Raw genomic sequence first — 21675 nt, 5'->3', positions numbered from 1 at the left:
CTAACTATCTATAAGTAGATCACTAATTACCTGTAAGTAGTTGGCTTGTTACCTGTAAGTAGTTGGCTTATTCTATCCTATTTTCCCCTTATCAATCCCTTTTCAGGAGATGTTTTGTTCCAGAATAAATGTACGTATTTCGATATCTCCCTGTCAGTCTGTCACTTACTGATTTTCGCTTCGATATTTCCAACCGCCCTTGCCTTTGGGCGGAAATATCGCATTCTCAGGCGATTAAAAATACAAATTGTCAATCTGACAACTCCTTAACTCTTGCAGTTATGAATAATACAGGTTAAATAAGATAGGCTGCATCTCGGAAAAACTTTTTTCATGCGAGCATGAAAGTTTTACGCTCGATTTGCACTATCTTTGCACCCGCAAAATGCAAAGTAATAGGTATTTTGTTGTAAATCGCTAAAAATAAATAAATCAATGATTACAGTATCTAACGTTTCCGTACAGTTTGGTAAAAGAGTGTTGTTCAATGATGTAAATCTGAAATTTACAAGTGGTAACTGTTATGGCATCATTGGTGCCAATGGTGCCGGTAAGTCCACTTTTTTGCGTGCCATATCCGGAGATTTGGATCCTACCACCGGTTCTATCATGTTAGGTCCGGGCGAGCGTCTTTCCGTATTGAGCCAGGATCACTTTAAGTGGGATACATTTACGGTGATGGATACCGTGATGATGGGACACACGATTCTGTGGGATATCATGAAACAGCGTGACGTTCTTTATGCCAAGGAAGATTTTACGGATGAGGACGGTTTGAAAGTGTCCGAACTGGAGGAAAGGTTTGCGGAATTAGATGGTTGGAATGCTGAAAGTGATGCGGCTTCCCTGTTGAGCGGACTGGGTATTAAGGAAGATAAGCATTATTTATTGATGGGAGACCTTAGCGGTAAGGAAAAGGTACGCGTTATGTTGGCGCAGGCGCTTTTCGGTAACCCTGATAATTTATTGCTGGATGAGCCTACCAATGATTTGGATATGGAAACTGTTACCTGGTTAGAAGAATATCTCTCAAACTTTGAACATACTGTGCTGGTTGTGAGCCACGACCGTCACTTCCTTGATTCTGTTTGTACGCATACGGTTGATATTGACTATGGTAAGATCAATCTCTTTTCCGGTAACTATAGTTTTTGGTATGAGTCAAGTCAATTGGCTTTGCGTCAGCAGCAAAACCAGAAGGCTAAGGCTGATGAGAAAAAGAAAGAATTGGAAGAATTTATTCGTCGTTTCAGTGCGAATGTGGCAAAGAGCAAACAGACTACCAGTCGTAAAAAGATGTTGGAGAAACTGAATGTTGAAGACATTAAGCCTTCTTCCCGTAAATATCCGGGCATTATCTTTACTCCGGAACGTGAACCGGGTAACCAAATCCTGGAAGTTTCCGGTCTGACTAAGACTTTAGAGGACGGTACGGTGCTTTTCCGTGATGTAAACTTCAACGTAGAGAAAGGGGATAAGATTGTATTCCTTTCACGCGACCCTCGCGCCATGACATCTTTATTTGAGATCATCAATGAAAAGATGAAACCGGACTCAGGAACCTTTAACTGGGGTGTCACTATTACAACTGCTTATCTACCGCTGGATAATACTCAATATTTTAATACGGACTTGAACCTGGTTGACTGGTTGAGCCAGTTCGGCGAAGGAAACGAAGTGTATATGAAAAGTTTTCTGGGACGTATGCTGTTCTCCGGTGAAGAAGTATTGAAAAAAGCGAGTGTATTATCAGGTGGTGAGAAGATGCGTTGTATGATTGCCCGTATGCAGTTGCGCAATGCTAACTGTCTGATTTTGGATACTCCGACCAATCACCTTGATTTGGAGTCCATCCAGGCATTCAATAACAACCTGAAGACTTATAAAGGTAATATTCTCTTCTCTTCTCATGACCACGAGTTTATTCAGACCGTATCCAACCGCATTATCGAATTGACGCCGAATGGTATTATTGATAAGATGATGGAATATGATGAATATATTACTTCGGATCATATAAAGGAGTTGAAGGCGAGAATGTATTTATAATTAGTGATTAGTGGTAAGTGATTAGTGATAAGCATTGCATGCGGAATATGTACTGTGTAATTGTACAGCTTACTAATCACTTGTCACTAAACACTATTCCCTAATTTTATCACTGTTTATATATCAGTTTGTTTTTACCGTCCCCGAACAGATTATCTCCCAATGTTGTAATCTGTTTTCCTACAGCCATTACATAACGCAGGTTATCACATCCGATAAATGCACCATATTCGATAGCCGTTATTCCGGCAGGTAATTCCAATGTACCACAGAGGCGACCACAGCCGCTGAATGCTCTTTGCCCAATACTTTTCAGGTTGTTGGGAAGCTGAATACGCAACAGATACTTCTTCTGCGTGAATGTATATTCCGGAATAGCCGTAGCGTTACATTTGTTTAAATCAACGGCTACAAGATTGGGCATATAGTCGCGTATCAAGAGGAAATCGGTTGCGTCCAGTTTTCCTTCTACAGTCAGGAAGTTCACATCTTTGGGTTGCAGGCCTGCTTTTACCAATTCATCGGCAAGGCTTCCCATCAATCCTACTTGTATAAATGCTTCCGTCGGTTCGCCTTCTATAATGGAGAAAGTACCCCAATTCTTCTTTCCACGATACGAGTCACTACTGCCCAGTGGTACAAAGATAGCTGTTATGCTGTCCGCCAACGCTTCTGTCAATAGATTGGGAGCGGTCTTCCTCTTCAACTGACATATCTTCAGATTCGTACATCCTTTAAATGCCGCATCTTCTATATTTTTAATCTTTTCTGAAAGAATAATTTTCTGGAGTGTCGCTTTTCCAGTAAAGGTACTGTCATTTAGGGGGTAACAGAATGCGTAAGCAGGTACGCAATTGGGTGGGTAAATATAAAAATGATTGGAATAGGTACCATTTTTGCCGGCATAAGCACTTATTGATGCATTGGATATATCCAGTACTTGCAATTTTTTGAATTCATCGCGTAAGTGACGGAAATCAATAACATTCAGCTTTCCGGTTAAAGTGAGATGGGTAATATTGTTGGCTTCATCTTCGGTAAACAGGGATACTAAAGTACCGGGTTTAGCAACGAAAAGTGTTTTAGCATTAATCGATATGCCGGTATTTTGGGCGATTGTTGCGCCGGTACATGCTGCCAGCAATATAATTGCAAATATTTTCTTGAGTTTCATAACAGTTATGGATGTGTTTTAGACAAATATACGATTTTTGTGAGAAATAATTTTGTGTTTTTAATTTTATAGGTATTTTTGCTGGAGTATTAACATATAAAAACAAAAAAGATGGAACCAATGGATGAAAGCACAAATCCTGTTTTGAAAGCAACGGGAGTCTTCACTTATTTAGTTGTGGCAGCCAAGATCATTGTATATACCCTTTTGATGATGTTCATAACAGGAGTATTTTCTTTTATTATAGGCGATTTATTGGGACTATTTCCGGTCTTGGGAGAAAATAGGCTGTTGTATAATATAGTGATAAGGTGTTGTATGTTGGCGGGTGTTTTTATCTCCGCTTTCATCTTATTAAAATATTGGGATCACCTGCCGTTTTCAGATTTGGGATTATCGCTGAAGGGGCGGTCTAAAGATATCATGTGGGGAATGTTGACCGCATTGATACTTTATGTAGTCGGTTTTGGAATTCTGTTGCTGTTGGGAGAGGTTGAAGTAACCGGAGTGCAATTTCAAGGAGATACTTTGTTGATGTCCTGGATCGTGATGCTGTTAGTTGGCATTTTGGAGGAGACGATGTCGAGAGGTTTTGTATTGGGGCGTTTGCTGAATGCAGGCATCAATCGCTTTGTTGCATTGTTCATTTCGGCGGCGCTTTTTTCTTTGATGCACTTCTTTAATCCTAATTTCTCATTTATAGCCTTTCTGAATATTCTGTTGGCGGGGCTGTTGCTGGGGGCTACCTATATTTATACGCGTAATTTGTGGTTCCCTATTGTCCTCCATATTTTTTGGAACTGGCTGCAAGGTCCCATTTTTGGTTTTGCGGTAAGCGGAGGGCAATATGGTACTTCTTTGTTGACTATAAACCTGCCGGAGAAAAACATCATCAACGGCGGTGACTTTGGCTTTGAAGGTTCCATTGTATGCACCGCGTTGATGATTATAGCTACTGTGATTATTCTGAAATTAGCTTCAAGGCAATCCGCTTCCGATCCATATCTACGCTCAACACCCGAACCCGAACATGTTGATGAATAGACACCACCTCATTCGGGTCTGAAACGAAACGGTCGGCTAACTGCGAAAGGTGGATTAGTCCGTTTTCCTTGATACCTATATCGACGAAAGCGCCGAAGTTTGTTATGTTTCCTACGATGCCGGGAAGTTCCATGCCTTCGCGCAAATCATTGATAGTACGGACGTTCTTGTCGAATTCGAATGCTTTGATTGTTTCTCTCGGGTCTCGTCCCGGTTTCTCCAGCTCTTGCAGGATGTCTTTCAAGGTCGGCATGCCTACGGTGGGAGAGAGGTATCTTTCCGGTTTGATTTTCAACCGGAGTTCTTTATTGGTCATAAGCTCTGCCACACTGCAACCCAGGTCTTGAGCCATTTGTTCCACGATACAATAACTTTCGGGATGTACCGCTGAATTGTCCAATGGATTGGTTGCCTGTGGTATCCGCAGAAAACCTGCACACTGTTCAAAAGCCTTGGCTCCCATGCGCGGTACTTTCATCAGTTGTTTACGCGAAGCGAATGCACCGTTTTCAGCGCGATAGTTCACTATGTTTTGTGCCAGTTGAGGGCCTAAACCGGAAATGTAGGTCAGTAAGTGGCTGCTTGCCGTATTGAGATTTACTCCGACAAGGTTTACACAGTTTTCTACAGTCTGATCCAGAGACTTTTTTAATTTCGTTTGGTCTACATCATGCTGGTATTGCCCTACGCCGATGGATTTCGGGTCAATTTTTACCAGCTCTGCCAATGGGTCCATCAGCCGGCGTGCAATGGAAACTGCTCCGCGTACGGTGACGTCGTATTCCGGAAATTCATCGCGGGCTATTTTGGATGCCGAGTAGATGGAGGCGCCTTGTTCGCTTACTACGAATATCTGTAGTGAGTCTTGTTTGAAGGTTATGCCACTTATGAAATTCTTCGTTTCGCGGCTTGCTGTTCCGTTGCCTATGGCAACTGCTTCAATCCGGTAGGCTTCTACCATCTTCTGCACTTTGGTTACTGCTTCCTGAGTTTTGCCGATAGAGATGTGCGGATAGACGTTCTCGTTGTGCAGCAGGTTGCCCTGAGCGTCTAAACATACCACTTTACAACCTGTACGGAAGCCCGGGTCGATGCCCATTACCCGTTTTTGTCCCAGCGGGGAAGCAAGTAGCAATTGACGCAGGTTCTGAACAAATACGCGGATGGCTTCTTCATCCGCCTGTTCCTTGCTTTGTGCGGCAAATTCCGTTTCGATGGAAGATTTCAGAAGGCGCTTATAAGCATCCTGTACGGCGTCAGCCACTTGTTGCCCGCAAGCGTTATTGTTACGGACGAAACGGCGTTCCAGACGTTCGACGCATTCCTCGTCATCAGGGCTTATGCCGACTTTCAGTAATCCTTCGGACTCGGCACGGCGAATAGCCAGTAGTTGGTGTGAAGTGCATCGTTTCAGCGGTTTACTGAAGTCAAAGTAATCCCGGTATTTATCAGCTTCGCTCTCTTTTCCTTTCACTACTTTGGCGGTAATAAGGGCTTGGCGCGAAAAAGCGAAACGTACAATGTTGCGCGCTTGTTCGTCCTCACTCACCTGTTCGGCAATAATATCCCGTGCGCCTTTCAGTGCATCTTCTACATCTTTGACATCTCCTTTTACATAACCCTCTGCACGTTTCTCCGGATTGGGTTCCCGTTGCAACATCAGCAGGGTGGCGAGTGGTTCGAGTCCTTTCTGACGGGCTACTTCGGCGCGTGTCCGGCGTTTGGGCTTGTAGGGCAGATAAATGTCTTCAAGTATTGTACTGTCCCATGTTTCATCAATGCGCGTTTGCAATTCCGGAGTCATCTTTTCCTGCTCATTGATGGTATTGATAATGGTTTCTTTCCGCTTGGCGATTTCGTTCAGTTTTTCGTATTGCGTTTTGATAGCTTCGATTTGTACTTCGTCGAGTCCTCCTGTAACCTCTTTTCGGTAACGGCTGATAAAGGGAATGGTAGCCCCATTGTCCAATAATTCAAGCGTATGGGCGATTTGTTTTTCGGAGATGCCAAGAATGGCAGAAATCATTTGATGAAATAAATGTGTCATATTGAGTTTTTTGGATAATGAGTGCCAAAAGTACTATTTTTCATTTGCAGATTATGCAGGATTACGCAGATTTATTTTATCTTTTTAGTTTTCAGCCTAAGGCTGTTTGTAATAACACTGACGCTACTCAGCGCCATAGCCGCTCCGGCAATCATCGGGCTAAGTAAAAAGCCGGTGAATGGGAACAGTATCCCTGCCGCAACCGGAACACCTATTATATTATATATAAACGCCCAGAAAAGATTCTGGCGTATCGTTTGAACGGTGAGGCGCGACAAGCGAATCGCTTCGGAGATTTTCATCAAATCGGATGAAATAATCGTTGTTTTAGCCGTGTCCATAGCAATATCGCTTCCGCCGCCCATTGCAATACTCAGGTCTGCCTGAGCGAGTGCCGCACTGTCGTTAATACCATCGCCAACCATTGCCACAACCTTCCCTTGCGCCTGTAGCTGCTTCACAAATCCGGCTTTTTCATGAGGTAGAACGCCTGCTTTGAAATGTTTGATTCCTGCTTTAGCAGCGACTTTACGGGCGGCGGCTTCGGTATCGCCCGTCAACATCCACACTTCAATACCTTCATGTTGGAGTTGTACGACTGCTGTTGCCGAGTTCTCTTTAATTTTGTCGGTAATCGCTGTTACTGCCAATGTTTGTTTGCTATCGGCAAACCAAATCACCGTCATTGCCTGACGTGTCCATTCGTCCGCTTGCCTTTTTAATGCGGGGTCGAGTATGATACCGTTTTCGAGCATAAGAGCAGCATTGCCTGCAAACCATGTTTCTTTTTCGATGATACCTTTTACTCCCTTTCCGGTCAGGCTTTCAAAGTGCTCTAATGGTACGGCGGAAGTATTGCCGAAATAGTTCACGACAGCTTCAGCCAGCGGATGTTCGGAGTGATGCTCGAGGGCGCAAAAGATACTCTTCGGACTGTCGTTGTCATGGAGCCAGACAATTTCTGCAACGACAGGTTTACCTTCGGTAATCGTTCCGGTTTTGTCCAATACTATCGTGTTCACTTTCTTGGCGATTTCGAGGCTTTCCGCATCTTTTATCAGAATACCACGTTCTGCACCTTTACCAATCCCGACCATAATGGCGGTGGGAGTCGCTAATCCCAGTGCACACGGGCAGGCAATAATCAGTACGGTAACCAATGCGAGCAATCCGTGTGTAAAGCCGTTTGCGGGGGCGAGCGTAATCCACAAGACAAATGCTAATAGCGCAATGCTGATAATCACCGGTACAAAAATCGCTGCAACCTTATCCACCAGTTTTTGTACCGGAGCTTTACTTCCTTGCGCATCCTGTATCATGCGGATAATTTGCGCCAGCACCGTATCTGTACCTACCTTGGCGGCGCGGAAGCGAAAACTTCCTTTTTGATTGATTGTTCCTGCAAAAACTTTCGCATCCCGTTCCTTGAGTACCGGTATTGGCTCGCCATTGAGCATACTTTCGTCGACGTATGAACTTCCATCCATAACTACGCCGTCAACAGCAATCTTCTCACCCGGCTTCACCATGACAACATCACCCGTGCGCACACGGCCAATGGGAACTTCTGTTTGTACGCCTGATTCATCTACTATGGTAACATTCTTGGGTTGCAGTCCCATTAGATTTTTGATGGTCGACGAGGTATTGCCCTTGGCACGTTCCTCCAACAGTCGTCCCAGCAAAATAAATGAGATGATAACGCTTGATGCTTCAAAATAGACATGCGGCTCAATGCCATGAGATAGCCAAAATTGTGGAAAAACCATGTTGAACAGGCTGAACAGCCATGCGATGCCGGTACTGAGGGCGACTAATGTATTCATATTGGCTGTCCGGTGTCTCAATTGCTTCCATGCGTCAATGAAGAATCTGCGTCCTAACCAGAACACTACCGGAGTGGAGAGTGCGCACATAATCTCGTTGGCGTAAGGTATATCCATAAAGAACATACCGATTACGACAAGGGGAATGGAGAGAATAATCGCCGATATGGTTTGCCGTTTCAGCCGTTGGAATTTCTTGGTGCGGACTTCCTCGAGCTGTATCTCGGTGTCTTCACCGGTCTCGATGACTAAGTCATACCCGCCGCTTTGCACAGCCTCTCGTAGCTTTTCGGGTGAAATCTGCGATGGGTTGTATTCTATTACGACATTCGCCGATGCATAATTTACATCAGCGGAACTTACTCCGGGCTGGGAGCTGAGCAACTTACCGACTCTAACGGCACAAGCTGTACAACTCATGTCCAGTACGGGGAACGTTTGTTTTATAGTCTTATGATTTACCATTACTTTATATTTTAAATTTTGACGTTGCAAAGGTAGACACAGCGAATGGCAAATCTGTTATATAATTCACGGTATAATTTATATCTTTTACACTTCGCATAGGGAAATGCTTCATTCACACCTTGTCCAACGGCTTGCGCTTTTTCTCTTTTATCTGCTTGAAATGGCTGGGCGTAAGACCTGTAACTTTCTTGAACTGAGCGCTCAGATGTGCTGCGCTCGAATAGTTGAGTGCATCGGCTATTTCGTTTAGATTCAGTTCGTCATACACTAATAACTCTTTCACCCGCTCAATCTTTTGCGCGATAAAATACTTTTCGATAGTGGTATTTTCGATTTCCGAGAACAGGTTGCTAATGTACCTGTAGCCATGATGTGTCTTAGCAGCAATATAATCCGATAAATTGGTTTCTAGGCCGTTACTGTTGTAGTGTACAAGTTCGATAATCACTTTTTTCACCTGCTCAATCAGGCAGCTGCGTTTGTCATCAATCAATTCAAAACCGATAGTCCGTAACGCTTCTTTCAGTTCATCCAGTTTGCCTTCGTCCGGTTCCTTGGCAAACAGAACCTCACCAAGCGTAACGGAAACGGGAACGATATCCAGCTTCTTCAATATATCCTCCACAACCATAATACAACGGTTGCAGACCATGTTCTTGATGTATATTGTATTGTATGGCATATACGTCGACAATCTATCTCTGTCCTATTTAAGTTTACTTTTGATGCTGTCGCTTACTTGCTTAATCCCCTTTTCTGCTTTATCAGCAGCATCTTTCACATTTTCTTTAGTGTCTTTCCAAGCGTCTTTGGCTTTGTCTGCAACTTTATCTGCCTGTTTGCCCATCCTGTCAATAGCGTCTTTGGCTCCTTCTTTTACATCTTTAGCGCCCTTCTTGACATCTTCTTTAGTGTCTTTCCAGGCATCTTTGGCATTATCCGCCGCATCGCTAACCTTATCCACTACTTTCTCAGTTACATCTTCGATTTTATCATTCGCATCGTCTATTGCGTCGTTAGCATTCTTTTTAGCCTTTTCACTGCATGATAAGAAGGACAAGGATAAGGCAGCTACTGCAAATACATACATAATCTTTTTCATATTCTTTACTTTTGGTTTATATTATATCTATCATAATCTTTTCAGGTTAATGCTAATCATCGACAAAAATACTAAATATTTGAGATACAGAACAAAGAACCGTCTATATCTTTACAAGCAAATCAAAAGGTGTTTGGTCGGTATGTCAACAAGTCATTGCTTTATATAATCAGTTTTCTCACTCTTAGCTTGGAGAATTAAAATTTAAACTGTAATTTTGGCTGATTATACTAATCATTGATATTATACATAATAGAAAGTTCATTCTATATCATGCTAAAAACACAGGTTCCTTCCGCAGCTTTTGTAGATACAAAGCCGCATTACATTATCCTTGACGGACTACGCGGGATAGCTGCTATCACAGTCGTATGGTTTCACATATTCGAGGCCTATGCCACAAGTCACTTAGACCAGAAGATTAATCACGGTTATCTGGCTGTTGATTTTTTCTTCATTCTGTCCGGTTTCGTTATAGGTTATGCTTATGACGATCGTTGGAAAACAATGACTATGAAAGATTTCATCAAACGTAGAATCATCCGTCTTCATCCGATGGTTGTCATGGGAGCTGTTATCGGAGCGATTATGTTTTATTTTCAAGGGTGTTCGGTATGGGATGTTTCAAAGGTCACGGTATTAGCCCTGTTTATAGCTACATTTATCAATGCAATGTTAATACCTGCCACACCCGGCACCGAAGTTCGGGGTTTGGGAGAAATGTATCCTTTGAATGGTCCGAGCTGGTCTTTGCTTTTTGAATATATTGGAAACATACTCTATGTCTTGTTTATTCGTAAGTTTTCTACGAGAGCGCTTACGGTGTTGGTCATTGTAGCCGGGTGTGGGTTAGCTACCTTTAGTATCTTTGGCCCTTATGGTGATATTTGCGCCGGATATTCGCTGACAGGAACAGAGTTTACGTGTGGCTCTTTTCGCATATTATATTCTTTTTCTGCCGGATTGCTTTTATCCCGTATCTTCAAACCTGCTCATATAAAGGGATCTTTCTGGAAATGTAGCATCTTAGTGATTCTTCTGTTAGCTGTTCCGCGTATAGGCGGATCCGAACATTTATGGATGAATGGTTTGTATGATACGCTTTGTTTTGCACTGTTTTTTCCGCTTATAGTTTATTGGGGAGCTTCCGGTAGAATCACTGATAAGTATACGAACCGGATATGTAAGTTTCTGGGAGATATATCTTATCCTTTGTATATGGTGCATTATCCTTTTATTTATCTGTATTATGCATGGGTTAAGAATGAAGAACTTACGTTCGGGGAGTCCGTATACGGAGCTTTAGCGGTAGTTATAGGAAGCATACTCTTAGCTTATATCTGTTTGAAACTGTATGATGAACCAGTTCGCAAGTATTTAGCTAAACGATTTTTGAAATCTAAAAGTAAGTAACTTGCTTGTTTTTCATGAATGTAACAAGTGAGTTATGGGTAGATATAACAGTTTAGTTAAATAAAATAGGCTCAAAATTTGAATATTCCGAAAACTTCTTCTACTTTTGCGCCCCGAAAGAGGAGAGATGCTCGAGTGGTTGAAGAGGCACGCCTGGAAAGCGTGTATACCCCTAAAGGGTATCCGGGGTTCGAATCCCCGTCTCTCCGCAATAAATATAGGAAATCATGATTTACAGAACAAGCACCCGAAAGGAATCCCCAAAAGGATCTTACGGGTGCTTGTTTCATTTTTCTCGTAAATATCTAATTGCGATTTAATAAGATTGTGCGAGATTTGGTTCTACCTGTTCCTTTCAATTCTACTTTGTCCGGGTATATTGTTACAATCCCATAAGCATTAATTGCTTCTGTTTCTACCATTCCTTCGACAGTGATAAAAGGTATATCTTTATAAAAACCAAATGCTCCGGCGTGATGATGCCCGCTTATTACCCCTTTCACAGTGGCGGAATATTTTGATAGAAGATCTATTATTTCCAAATCATTCAGGGCTGTCAAACCATTAATTCCATAGAGAGGATGATGTGAAAATATCAGTGTGTTTATGGAATTCCGTTGTGACTTTTTCAACTCCTGTTCTAACCACTGCATTTGTTTTTTACTTATTCCTCCATTATAGCCGGCTCCGTTTGAACGTTTTTCTTCTTTTATTTTTTGCAGCATATCCGTTAATTCCGCTTCCTTTTCAGTGTTTTCCACGTTGGCGTACGGCGCAACTTCATTTGTATTGAGCATTATAAAACACCAGTTACCTCTGCGAAAAGAATAATATTGGCCAGGCATATTGAGCCGTTTATATAGCTGTTCGTTATCCTGTATATTCCCATAGTCATGGTTTCCGGTCAGGTTGTACGCCGTATTGTTCAATTTGCATAAGCGGGAGAGCACTGAATCTAAATTGCATGGTGTATCCCTGTCTACCAAATCACCTAAATTAATAGTAAACTGCACTTTTTCCTCATTCAGCTTGTCGATGCATTCATCCAGCTTTGTCAATGAATTCCTGTAGTATCTGCTTCCGGCTCTGTCACAGTTGCAGTATTGAATATCTGCAATAATTCCAAATCTGATGATACTATCTTTATTAACTGTTTCGGTTATATCAGGAGTGCCATTTCCGGCAAAAGAACAATATGGTATAATGATTTGTAATATAGTAATATAAAAAACTCTCTTTATTAATTTCATGCTATAAGTGATTCTTATGTGTTAGAACTTCCTTTATTGAATTCCACCGTGTAGGTACGTTTGCCGTCGTAAATGCTGTTGACGAGTATCTTTAGTCCTTTCTTATTCAATTGCCCGGCGATTTCATCGAGTTTAAATGATACTACTCCTTGGAATAGTTTACGTTGTACGTCACCGTACGAATTGTGCCGGAATTCCAGATTGATATAATCAGGTTCCGAACTCGGAGCGTCAGGTGTTTCGTTGATAACCAGGTTCAGCATGTGCTTTTTATCTTCATTATTACTGTGAAAGAATTGGTATTCGATATTTAGGAAATTGTTTGTAATCCATAAATTGATTACGTTGATGCGGTCGTTGCCAATGCTGTCGGCTGTTGCTGTAGTAAGCGGAATGATAGGCTTTGTTAATATGTTTTCGATTTCTACAATCTGTGCATTATACTCATAACCGGGGATATCCTCTTCTAACGGAAAAAAATGGATGAAAGCGCGTTGCCCGTCTATTAATGTATAGTTGTGAACGTGAGTCGTATCGCCGGGATACATTTTATCACCATCGTCCAAGTCGAAATAGTATTCTCTACCTTCAATTATATTTAAAGTACCAATCGTGAGGTAGGAGCGAAGGTTACTGTTATCATCGTTCATGCATGATTGCAATGCCGGTATTGTTAGACATATAAGCGTGAATGCTGCCAAATATAATTTTAGCTTCTTCATAAATTGTGAGTTTTTGGGGTTAATTCTATCTTTTAATGTATCCAAGAAACGCAATAAGTATGGAAATACTGCATATTTGATTGTTAAAGATATAAAAGAACTAATTATTTGTTCTCTCTGTGCAGTATTTATATATTTGTAGCATTTTATAGATTAAACGCGTGTCAAAGGAAAGAATGGAAGAACAGGAACTTGCAGAACGGTGCAGGCAAGGTGATAGCCTTGCCCGAAAAGAACTGTACGAGCAGTATGCAGGGCGAATGCTCAGCGTGTGCTTCCGTTATGCGGGTGACCGTGAAACGGCGGAAGACTTGATGCACGACGGTTTCCTGAAACTTTTCGATTCTTTTGATAAATTCACTTGGCGGGGCAATGGTTCCTTGCGAGCGTGGATGGAGCGTGTTATGGTGAATACGGTATTGCAATATTTTCGGAAGAATGATGTAATGAACCAGTCGGAAGCATTGGATAATATTTCCGAAACGTATGAAGAACCTGATGCCTCGACAGTGGATGCTATTCCTCAAAAGGTGCTGATGCAATTTATCAGTGAATTGCCTGCCGGTTATCGCACCGTATTCAACTTGTATGTATTTGAAGAAAAGTCTCATAAAGAGATAGCCCGGATACTGGGTATAAATGAAAAATCATCGGCTTCGCAGTTGACACGTGCCAGAGCAACTCTGGCTAACAAAGTGCGAGGATGGATGAAGAATAATATTTAAAGAAAGGACGTATGATGAAAGATGATGAATTGTGGTTGAAAAAGATAAAAGAACGGTTGGAAGATTATTCCGAACCGTTACCTGTTTCCGGTTGGGAACGATTGGAGAAGGCTTTGCCTTCTGCTCCGCCCAAAGCTACCGGAATGTCTAAGCGAATTGTATTTCGTCGTTGGGCAGTGGCGGCTGTTGCCGCTGTGCTGGTGGCGGTATCATCAGTCAGTTTGTGGTTGATGCGTCCGGTGGTAGATGATGTGCGTCGTTCGGCCGAGCCTGCGTTGGTACTGATTCCTGACGGGATGCCTGAACCGGTAAAACCTGCTGCTCAAACAGAACAGTCAGAACCTGTAATCAGAAGAATGCCGGAGCAAAGGACGCCTAACCGCCAGCTTCTTGTTGCACAACAGTTGGAAAAGGAAAACACAGATAAACAAACGACGGAAGTAAATGAAAAAGGGCTTGTTCAACAAGACGCGGAAGATACGAAAGAGGAAATGAAACAGGAAACTACGGAAGATGTTTCTTCAATTTCAGGAAAAAAGGAAAAATACCATCCTTCCAATAAAGACAAGTTGCATTTGCCTATAGCGGAAAAGTCATCAACCAAGAATAAAGGTTGGGCGCTCGGGTTATCTGTAGGAAATACCGGTGGACTTTCCATCTTGAATAATGGAATGAATAATGATATGGGGTATTTAAACTCCAGTAATGGACTGGTGTATGCGGACAAATTAGATTTATCGAATACAGTCAATGGCGTTTATGACATTCCTGAAGATCAAGAACTTGTTTTTGAAAATGGTGTACCCTATTTAAGGAAGAGTGTACCTCAGATTCAGGATATCAAACACAAACAGCCTGTCAGTTTTGGAATATCTGTCCGGAAGGCTTTGCCGAAAGGGTTCTCTGTAGAAACAGGATTGACTTATACGATGTTGTCATCGGAGATTACGTATGAAAGAAGCGCTGAGAAGGTTAACCAAAAATTACACTATGTGGGTATTCCCGTACGTGCCAACTGGAGTTTTGTAAATGAGAAACGTGTAAATGTGTACATGTCTGCAGGTGGTGCGATAGAGAAATGCGTATATGGTAAGATTGGTTCTGATAAAGAAACAGTGAAGCCTTTGCAGTTCTCGATTATGGGTGCGGTAGGTGCTCAATATAATGTTAGTAACAGGGTTGGTTTGTATGTGGAACCCGGTGTTTCTTATTTCTTTGATGATGGTTCTGCTATAGAAACCATACGAAAAGATAGTCCGACTAACTTTACATTGCAGGCGGGTATTCGCTTGACCTATTAAATAAGTATAGTTTTTTATGAAATGATATTTGGCAAATTCAAAAATAGTAGTACCTTTGCACCGCTTAACTAAGAAAGCGCTTCTTTTTGAGTAAAGGAGTTTTGGAGAGGTGGCAGAGTGGTCGATTGCGGCGGTCTTGAAAACCGTTGTACTGAGAGGTACCCGGGGTTCGAATCCCTGTCTCTCCGCAAAAAGATAGATTAGGACTTAAATGTAAAGTACCCGAAAAGGAATCCAGTATTAGGACCTTCGGGTACTTTTTTTATGCCTTTTAGGTATCCGGTAAATAACTTCAGTTTTGCGTGGTAATAATTGACTAACTACTACGTAGTAGTTAGTCAATTACTTACTAGTAGTTGGTCAATTACTACGTAGTAGTTGGGTCATTACTACGTAGTAGTTGATACACTACTACGTAGTAAATTCAAATAGTATTTGAATCACCTTTAAAGAAACCGCCGCCGGCAATTTCTACTTGCTCCTTCTTATTACGTATTTCATTTTTATTAATAGTTCGAAATTATTTTTCTAATAAGTCAATAGCTTATTAGAAATTGAGTTAAAAGAAACTTCTCGCTCTACTTTTATTATTAATATAAGTCTTAAATTAGTATAATTACTGTATAACTATGTTGTTTTTAGGTGAAAGATTCAATGATAAAATGATGTATTATGCTGTGTGTAATCAGTATTATCAATGATATATGATTAAAATTGTTTCTAATTGATGTATTTGTGCTGTAATTAATAACATAATGTGTTATTGATGAATTGGCTTGATCTTACTTAATTGAGAATATTGATCGTGAATGTAAAAAGCAAATATATTATACTATATTAGTATTTTTTTAATGTTGTATTGTTAGTAATATCTAAATTAATTTATATATTCGCAAACAAATCCAAATAATTAAGCTTATGAAAAGAAATCATTGCCTATCATTAGTGTTGCTTGCATTGTTTGGGATGTCTTCTCCATTTTCAGCAAGTGCTGCTGATGGAGAAGCCACACCAATTTCCCAAAGTACTCAGCAAGCGAAGAAAATCACGGGTAAAGTTGTAGACGCGACAGGTGAACCAATCATTGGAGCCAGCGTATTAGTGAAAGGTACCGGCACAGGTTCGGTGACAGACCTTGATGGTAATTTTTCAGTAGATGCTTCAGTGGGCAGTACACTGGTAGTATCTTTTGTGGGTTATAGAAGTATTGAGGTTAAGGTGACAAGCGCTACTTCTTATGCTGTGACTATGCAAGATGACTCGCAGACATTGAGTGAAGTTGTTGTAACGGCAATGGGTATCAAAAAAGAACGTAAGTCATTGGGCTATGCTATTGATGATGTGAGTGCGGAGGAGCTTATGAGAAATAAGAGCGCAAATCCAATCAACTCCTTGGCTGGTAAAGTTGCCGGTGTTAACATTACACAAGGTGGTGGTGCGGCAGGTGCGGGCGCTCAAATTATTCTTCGTGGCGGTACTTCGCTTGAACGTGATAACCAACCGGTTTTTGTTGTAGATGGTGTAATTTACGATAACTCTACTACGGTGGTTGGTAACTCGGCTTTTGATGGTAGTTTGTCAACTGCTTCTACCCAGGCAAACCGTGTGATGGATATTAATCCGGATGATATTGAGAATATGTCAATCCTTAAAGGTCCTGCCGCAGCCGCACTTTACGGTTCTCGTGCTGCTGCCGGTGTTGTGATCATTACAACCAAGAAAGGAAAAGAAGGTGCTGTTGAGGTAAACTTTTCTACTAAGTATATTTCACAATGGGCTACGTCTCTTCCTAAGACTCAAAGAAAATATGGAAGAGGTTTTGCTGAAGATCAATACGCTGCGGATGGTAGCTATACGGGAACCGTATTCAATGACTTCGACTATAATTCATGGGGCGCACCTGTAACCGCCGGTACTCCTACTTATGACAATATCGGTAATCTCTTTCAACGAGGTGGTGCTTTTGATACCAGCGTAAGCGTAGCAGGTGGTTCTCAAAACAGTAATTTTTACCTTTCAGGCTCTTACTACAATCAGGATGGTATTATTCCAACTACAGGTTATGAAAAAGCAACCATACGTTTCAATGGTGAACAAAAGTGGAAAATGTTCACATTTGGCGCAAATGTAGCATACTCTCAGGCGAATACCGATAAGACTATTACTTCCGCAGGTCTTTTTGGTTCAAACGGTTCGGGTGCAATGATAGAGACATATCGTTGGTCGCCTACCGATGATATGGGCCATTATTTGAATGAAGATGGTACTCGCTACCGTATGTTTGGCGATCGTAAGGATGTAGTCAACGAACGAGATAATCCATATTGGATTGTTAATAAGAATAAGCTGCAAGATAATACCGAACGCTTTACCGGTAACTTCAACGTCAGGGCTGATATTACCGATTGGTGGTGGGTCAGCTATCGGATGGGTATTGACGCTTATACAACTGACGATTCAAAAACAATTGGTGCAGGCGGCGTTTATAAACTGGCATGGCAAGAAGGTATGTATAGCGAGAATTCTTATCGCTTCAGATATCTTTCTACGAACTTGATGACAAACTTCTCTAAGCAGTTCGGTGACTTTAATTTGAACTTGATGCTTGGTACTTCTACCGATGATACTCGCACTTGGACTAACTATAGAATGGCATGGAACTTTGAAGTGCCTAATTTCTATGCATTTGATAATGCGACAAATGAAAACCGCGACTTCTCAAGCGCCCGCAGCCAGAAGCGTCTTGTTGGTGCGTTTGGTGAATTCCGGGCCGACTGGAAGAGTACGGTATTCTTGACGGTATCAGGTCGTAACGACTGGTCTTCGACATTACCTATTGAAAACCGTTCTTACTTTTACCCCTCTGTAAGCGGTAGTGTTGTATTTACGGAATTCCTTCCCCAATTAGGCTGGTTGTCGTTTGGTAGACTCCGTGCAAGTTGGGCGCGCGTAGGTAAGGATACAAGCCCGTATGCGTTGGATACCGCCTTGTGGCCAAGCCAATCGTTCATAGGCGGTCTTTCCGGTGTAAGTAACTATTGGCAAGCCGGTAATGCTGCGTTGAAACCTGAGATTACGGAAGCTACCGAAATAGGTCTTGAATTGCGCTTCTTCAATAATCGTTTGAAGGTTGATTATGCGTATTATACGAATAACTCTTTTAACCAAATCATGTCGCCTCGTTTGTCGAATGCAACAGGTTATATTCTTCGTTCTGTTAATGCCGGTGATGTATATAATAAAGGTATGGAACTCAGTATCGGTGGTACTCCTATTCAAACCAAAGACTGGATATGGGAATCTATTTTTAACATAAGTGGTAACCGTGGTACTGTTAAGAACCTGATGGAAGGTCTCGAACTTCTTTATGTAACAGATGTTCAGGTGGGTAACGCTAAGGCTGCATCATTCCCTAATGGTAACTTTATGGCAATTTCGGGTAGTGAGTGGCAACGTGATGATCAAGGTCGTTTGAAGCTTGATAAAAACGGTCTTCCTGCTAAGAACTTATCTACTAATCTTGAAATAGGTAATCGTGAACCTAAGTTCGTTGGTGGTTGGAATAATACAATCACATACAAAGGGTTATCACTCAATATGTTGTGGGAATTCCGTGTAGGTGGTCATGTATATAACGGTACGGAATTTGCTATGACGGCTGCTGGTGTGAGTGAGCGTTCTCTTAATCGTGAAAGAATCGAAGTGTCAGGTGTGAATGTAGACGGTGAATTTGTAACTAATGTATTTGAAGCTGACAAAACTTATATTTACAATGGTAAAGAGGTAAGTGGTAGAATGATTATTTCTAAAGAATACTATCAGGATATCTATCCTCACGAGTCGGTAAACTTTATGACGAAAGTCAATGCGCTTCGTCTTCGCACGATTTCACTTTCATACGACTTCCCCCAAACTTTACTTGCCAAGACAAAGGTTTTCAAGCGTGCTTCTGTTACGGCTACCGCTAACAACCTTATTCTCTTGACCAATTATAATGGCGATCCGGAAGTTGCAGCTGCAGGATCAGGTATAGTTGGATCATCTTCAGTGGGTATTGACTATTGCGGTGTTCCTGCGACAGCAAGTTTTGCCTTTGGCTTTAATTTGACTTTCTAACTATTGTCTAATTGTAAGAAAAATCGAATATAATATGAAACTATATAAAAAAATAATTCTCGGAGTGGCAGCTTGCGTATCGCTTTCTGCATGTAGTGATTGGCTTGATGTAAACACCAATCCGAATACTCCTATATCTACTGACGCTCAATTTCATCAGCGTGTACCTTGGATGCAATTTTATATGAGCCAAATTTACCATATTGTTGCTGCTAATTCAACTTTCTATTGCGGTCATTTATATCGTACGGATACCCGTGATGGAGCAGCTGCAAAATGGCAACTTAATGCCGGAACTCGTGCAGCTAATGCACAACAGTGGTTTTACACGCAAGTAGGTGTGAACTGTAACGACTTATACAATCAGGCAATGGAAGCCGGAGCTTATCATTATGCCGGTGCTGCCAAGTTCTTTCGCGCTTATGGATTTATGATGCTTACAGACTTATTCGGTGAAGTTCCTTATAACGATGCGTTTGGTGCCAATCCTTCTCCTGCTTATGATAACGGTAAGACTATATTCCTTGGTTGCGTTGCCGACATTGATGAGGCTATTGAGTTATTTTCCAAACCACAAGAAACTGTAGACGGTGTTGTCCCTATAGCATTGGTTGCCGGCGATAGCTGGAATGGAGGTGATGCGAGCAAATGGCTTAAAATGTGCTATCTTCTTAAGGCTCGTTGGCTGAACCACTTGGTTAAGAAAGAGGCTGGTAGTTATAAAGATGGTAAATACGATGCCCAAGAGATTCTTAGCTGTTTGGCTAAGGCTCAACAAAGCAATGCTGACAATACTATTATCAGACATCCGGATATCAATCAAGCTTCTCGTGATGTGCTGGGTTGGAATGAACCGGTGGATTATTCTGCCATCTATTCTGTTATTGGCGGGAATAATGGTGTATATATCACTAAATGTTATTACGATAATTTGACTAATTTCGATGGTAAGGGTATAGAGGATCCGCGTGCTGACAAGTTTATTCCTTGGACCCGTTCTGTTAAGGGAGCTACAACTCCCGCCGATATCAAGTGGTCAGATGATGGTATGTGGCGTCGTTCAATGGGGGTTGATTTGCAAACTGATATTTTAAGCCAATCAGGCCCTTATGCACCGTCGTTCAATACTGAGACCCAGAGTTGGTATTGTAATAGTTCATCCCGTCAAGGCGATACAATTTATGTGTATATGAAATGTGGTAGTACGGGATATGGAGGTGAGCCAGATCTTCTTCGCCGTTTTGTTGTCGGTAATGAGCGCTCTGCACTCAGTGGTGTATATTCTGCTCGGGCTACAAGTCCTACCTATATGGCTTCTTATGCAGAGGTTTGCTTTATTAAAGCTGAAGTCCTTTTCCGTCAGGGAGATAAATCAGGAGCATTCACGGCATATAGGGATGGTGTTAAAGCAAGTATTGATGCTGTTAACGAGCAACTTGATATATGGGCTTCCGGTTATCCAAATTTGCAATCTTGTCCATCATTTTCTCATATTGAACAGGCGGATATTGACAATTTCTTGAATAATAGTTTGGGAACTTCCGCTGATCTTACTATGGGTAAGATAATGACTCAGAAATTGCTTTCTATGCCATTCTCTAACGAGAATTGGAACGACATGCGTCGCCATGACTTTAGTACTGATGTATTTATGAATTGGGATAAACCTTTTTATTACAGAACTACTCCTGCCGGTTTTACTTACTGTCCTGAAGGTGAGTACCCCCGTCGTTGGAAACAGGCTTCGTATGAGTTGCAGTACAACACTAAAAGTCTTTCTGCAATAGGTGCTGAGGTTCCCGGTGCAGAGGGTCCGGCATGGTATAATAGTAACACTATTTGTACTATACCGGTGTGGTGGGATTCTAATCAACCATAGTGTAGATGTAATTTTAATTTCATTTAAAATATGGAATTTGTGAAAACTTTATTTGTCTCATTTTTATTGGCTATATTGCCAATAGTAACATAATAATGGAAATTGAAGACTTAACCGTCTTCATTCATAGATGATGATTAGGACAGCTGGTTCGTGAGAATCGGCTGTTTTTGAATAATATAAAATCGGATACCTATTTATCTTCCGCCTATTCTATCCTGCATTATTCATACTGTAGTTAAAGTAGTTATCACTTCGTTAGGAGTTAAAACCAATACTCTGTGAATCGTATAATAATACTATCTTAGTATACCCCTATTCAGAACACTTTCCAAATTGACAAGTCAAGATATATATATGGTATTTGCACCGCATATATGCGGTTCGTGAACGGGATATATGTGGTTCACGCACGGGATATATGTGGTTCACGCACCGCCTATATCCCGTCCACGAACCATATATATCCCGTTTAAGTACTGTATATCAACGTGTTACGACTGAATTGTATGCAAAAAACAGAGTGAGGGTAACTTCTACCCTCACTCTACCCTCACGC

At 41.6% G+C, this 21675-nt stretch carries 14 protein-coding genes and 2 tRNA genes; 9 read left to right on the top strand and 7 right to left on the bottom strand.

The annotated features are described in order from the left end of the window. Window positions 1-435: 435 nt before the first annotated feature. A complete protein-coding gene (locus tag B2Z67_RS09570) occupies window positions 436-2049 on the top strand; it encodes an ABC-F family ATP-binding cassette domain-containing protein (RefSeq protein ID WP_291529598.1) in 1614 nt (537 codons plus the stop codon). Window positions 2050-2158: 109 nt separating this feature from the next. Here the strand turns inward: B2Z67_RS09570 and B2Z67_RS09565 are convergent, their stop codons facing one another. Continuing rightward, window positions 2159-3223 (bottom strand): leucine-rich repeat protein, encoded by a 1065-nt coding sequence (locus B2Z67_RS09565; RefSeq protein WP_291529597.1) that lies wholly within the window; start codon window positions 3221-3223, stop codon window positions 2159-2161. Window positions 3224-3343: 120 nt separating this feature from the next. Between B2Z67_RS09565 and B2Z67_RS09560 the strand changes: the two genes are divergently transcribed. Further along, window positions 3344-4267: a CPBP family intramembrane glutamic endopeptidase gene (locus B2Z67_RS09560; RefSeq protein WP_291529596.1), complete on the top strand. Its 924-nt coding sequence runs from the start codon at window positions 3344-3346 to the stop codon at window positions 4265-4267. Here B2Z67_RS09560 and B2Z67_RS09555 read toward each other — a convergent pair. The 4 genes from B2Z67_RS09555 to B2Z67_RS09540 all read right to left on the bottom strand — a co-directional run bounded on the left by B2Z67_RS09555 (window position 4185) and on the right by B2Z67_RS09540 (window position 9710). Further along, entirely contained in the window at window positions 4185-6314 is a 2130-nt protein-coding gene (locus B2Z67_RS09555; RefSeq protein ID WP_291529595.1) for a Tex family protein, read from the bottom strand. The genes B2Z67_RS09560 and B2Z67_RS09555 overlap by 83 nt on opposite strands. A 71-nt stretch (window positions 6315-6385) precedes the next feature. Continuing rightward, window positions 6386-8605 (bottom strand): heavy metal translocating P-type ATPase, encoded by a 2220-nt coding sequence (locus tag B2Z67_RS09550; RefSeq protein ID WP_291529594.1) that lies wholly within the window; start codon window positions 8603-8605, stop codon window positions 6386-6388. A 115-nt stretch (window positions 8606-8720) separates the two neighbouring features. After that, the gene (locus B2Z67_RS09545) at window positions 8721-9290 is read right to left on the bottom strand and encodes a helix-turn-helix domain-containing protein (protein WP_291529593.1); all 570 of its coding nucleotides are present in this window, start codon (window positions 9288-9290) and stop codon (window positions 8721-8723) included. Between the two features lie 24 nt (window positions 9291-9314). Further along, entirely contained in the window at window positions 9315-9710 is a 396-nt protein-coding gene (locus tag B2Z67_RS09540; RefSeq protein WP_291529592.1) for a YtxH domain-containing protein, read from the bottom strand. Between the two features lie 273 nt (window positions 9711-9983). Here B2Z67_RS09540 and B2Z67_RS09535 point away from each other — a divergent pair, with 273 nt between their 5' ends. Continuing rightward, entirely contained in the window at window positions 9984-11123 is a 1140-nt protein-coding gene (locus B2Z67_RS09535; protein WP_291529591.1) for an acyltransferase family protein, read from the top strand. Between the two features lie 121 nt (window positions 11124-11244). After that, window positions 11245-11332 (top strand) — tRNA-Ser (locus B2Z67_RS09530). Between the two features lie 96 nt (window positions 11333-11428). Here B2Z67_RS09530 and B2Z67_RS09525 read toward each other — a convergent pair. Then, window positions 11429-12373 carry a metallophosphoesterase gene (locus B2Z67_RS09525; RefSeq protein ID WP_291529590.1) on the bottom strand — a complete coding sequence of 315 codons (945 nt, stop codon included), beginning with the start codon at window positions 12371-12373 and terminating at the stop codon, window positions 11429-11431. A gap of 14 nt (window positions 12374-12387) precedes the next feature. Beyond that, window positions 12388-13095, bottom strand: a complete 708-nt coding sequence (locus B2Z67_RS09520; protein ID WP_291529589.1) for a NigD-like protein — start codon at window positions 13093-13095, stop codon at window positions 12388-12390. 176 nt (window positions 13096-13271) lie between these two features. On the opposite strand from B2Z67_RS09520, the gene B2Z67_RS09515 reads away from it, so the two are divergent. The 5 genes from B2Z67_RS09515 to B2Z67_RS09495 all read left to right on the top strand — a co-directional run bounded on the left by B2Z67_RS09515 (window position 13272) and on the right by B2Z67_RS09495 (window position 21116). Next, the gene (locus B2Z67_RS09515) at window positions 13272-13820 is read left to right on the top strand and encodes an RNA polymerase sigma factor (protein ID WP_291529599.1); all 549 of its coding nucleotides are present in this window, start codon (window positions 13272-13274) and stop codon (window positions 13818-13820) included. Between the two features lie 11 nt (window positions 13821-13831). Then, a complete protein-coding gene (locus tag B2Z67_RS09510) occupies window positions 13832-15121 on the top strand; it encodes an outer membrane beta-barrel protein (protein WP_291529588.1) in 1290 nt (429 codons plus the stop codon). A gap of 103 nt (window positions 15122-15224) precedes the next feature. Then, window positions 15225-15309, top strand: a tRNA-Ser gene (locus B2Z67_RS09505). Window positions 15310-16039: 730 nt separating this feature from the next. After that, window positions 16040-19237 carry a SusC/RagA family TonB-linked outer membrane protein gene (locus tag B2Z67_RS09500; protein ID WP_291529587.1) on the top strand — a complete coding sequence of 1066 codons (3198 nt, stop codon included), beginning with the start codon at window positions 16040-16042 and terminating at the stop codon, window positions 19235-19237. A gap of 34 nt (window positions 19238-19271) precedes the next feature. Beyond that, on the top strand, window positions 19272-21116 hold the full coding sequence (locus tag B2Z67_RS09495) for a SusD/RagB family nutrient-binding outer membrane lipoprotein (protein WP_291529586.1): 1845 nt from the start codon (window positions 19272-19274) through the stop codon (window positions 21114-21116). Window positions 21117-21675 lie beyond the last annotated feature (559 nt).

Origin of the sequence: Bacteroides sp. UBA939 (assembly GCF_002293435.1) — a bacterium.
Classification (GTDB): Bacteria; Bacteroidota; Bacteroidia; order Bacteroidales; family Bacteroidaceae; genus Bacteroides.
Note: the sequence above shows the minus strand (reverse complement) of the source record. Positions and strands in the feature narration are given on the sequence as shown.

Bases quoted from the DNA above. Each gene is read 5' to 3' on its own strand.
- B2Z67_RS09570 (WP_291529598.1), top strand. From the start codon at position 436: ATGATTACAGTATCTAACGTTTCCGTACAGTTTGGTAAAAGAGTGTTG.
- B2Z67_RS09565 (WP_291529597.1), bottom strand. From the start codon at position 3,223: ATGAAACTCAAGAAAATATTTGCAATTATATTGCTGGCAGCATGTACC.
- B2Z67_RS09560 (WP_291529596.1), top strand. From the start codon at position 3,344: ATGGATGAAAGCACAAATCCTGTTTTGAAAGCAACGGGAGTCTTCACT.
- B2Z67_RS09555 (WP_291529595.1), bottom strand. From the start codon at position 6,314: ATGACACATTTATTTCATCAAATGATTTCTGCCATTCTTGGCATCTCC.
- B2Z67_RS09550 (WP_291529594.1), bottom strand. From the start codon at position 8,605: ATGGTAAATCATAAGACTATAAAACAAACGTTCCCCGTACTGGACATG.
- B2Z67_RS09545 (WP_291529593.1), bottom strand. From the start codon at position 9,290: ATGCCATACAATACAATATACATCAAGAACATGGTCTGCAACCGTTGT.
- B2Z67_RS09540 (WP_291529592.1), bottom strand. From the start codon at position 9,710: ATGAAAAAGATTATGTATGTATTTGCAGTAGCTGCCTTATCCTTGTCC.
- B2Z67_RS09535 (WP_291529591.1), top strand. From the start codon at position 9,984: ATGCTAAAAACACAGGTTCCTTCCGCAGCTTTTGTAGATACAAAGCCG.
- B2Z67_RS09525 (WP_291529590.1), bottom strand. From the start codon at position 12,373: ATGAAATTAATAAAGAGAGTTTTTTATATTACTATATTACAAATCATT.
- B2Z67_RS09520 (WP_291529589.1), bottom strand. From the start codon at position 13,095: ATGAAGAAGCTAAAATTATATTTGGCAGCATTCACGCTTATATGTCTA.
- B2Z67_RS09515 (WP_291529599.1), top strand. From the start codon at position 13,272: ATGGAAGAACAGGAACTTGCAGAACGGTGCAGGCAAGGTGATAGCCTT.
- B2Z67_RS09510 (WP_291529588.1), top strand. From the start codon at position 13,832: ATGATGAAAGATGATGAATTGTGGTTGAAAAAGATAAAAGAACGGTTG.
- B2Z67_RS09500 (WP_291529587.1), top strand. From the start codon at position 16,040: ATGAAAAGAAATCATTGCCTATCATTAGTGTTGCTTGCATTGTTTGGG.
- B2Z67_RS09495 (WP_291529586.1), top strand. From the start codon at position 19,272: ATGAAACTATATAAAAAAATAATTCTCGGAGTGGCAGCTTGCGTATCG.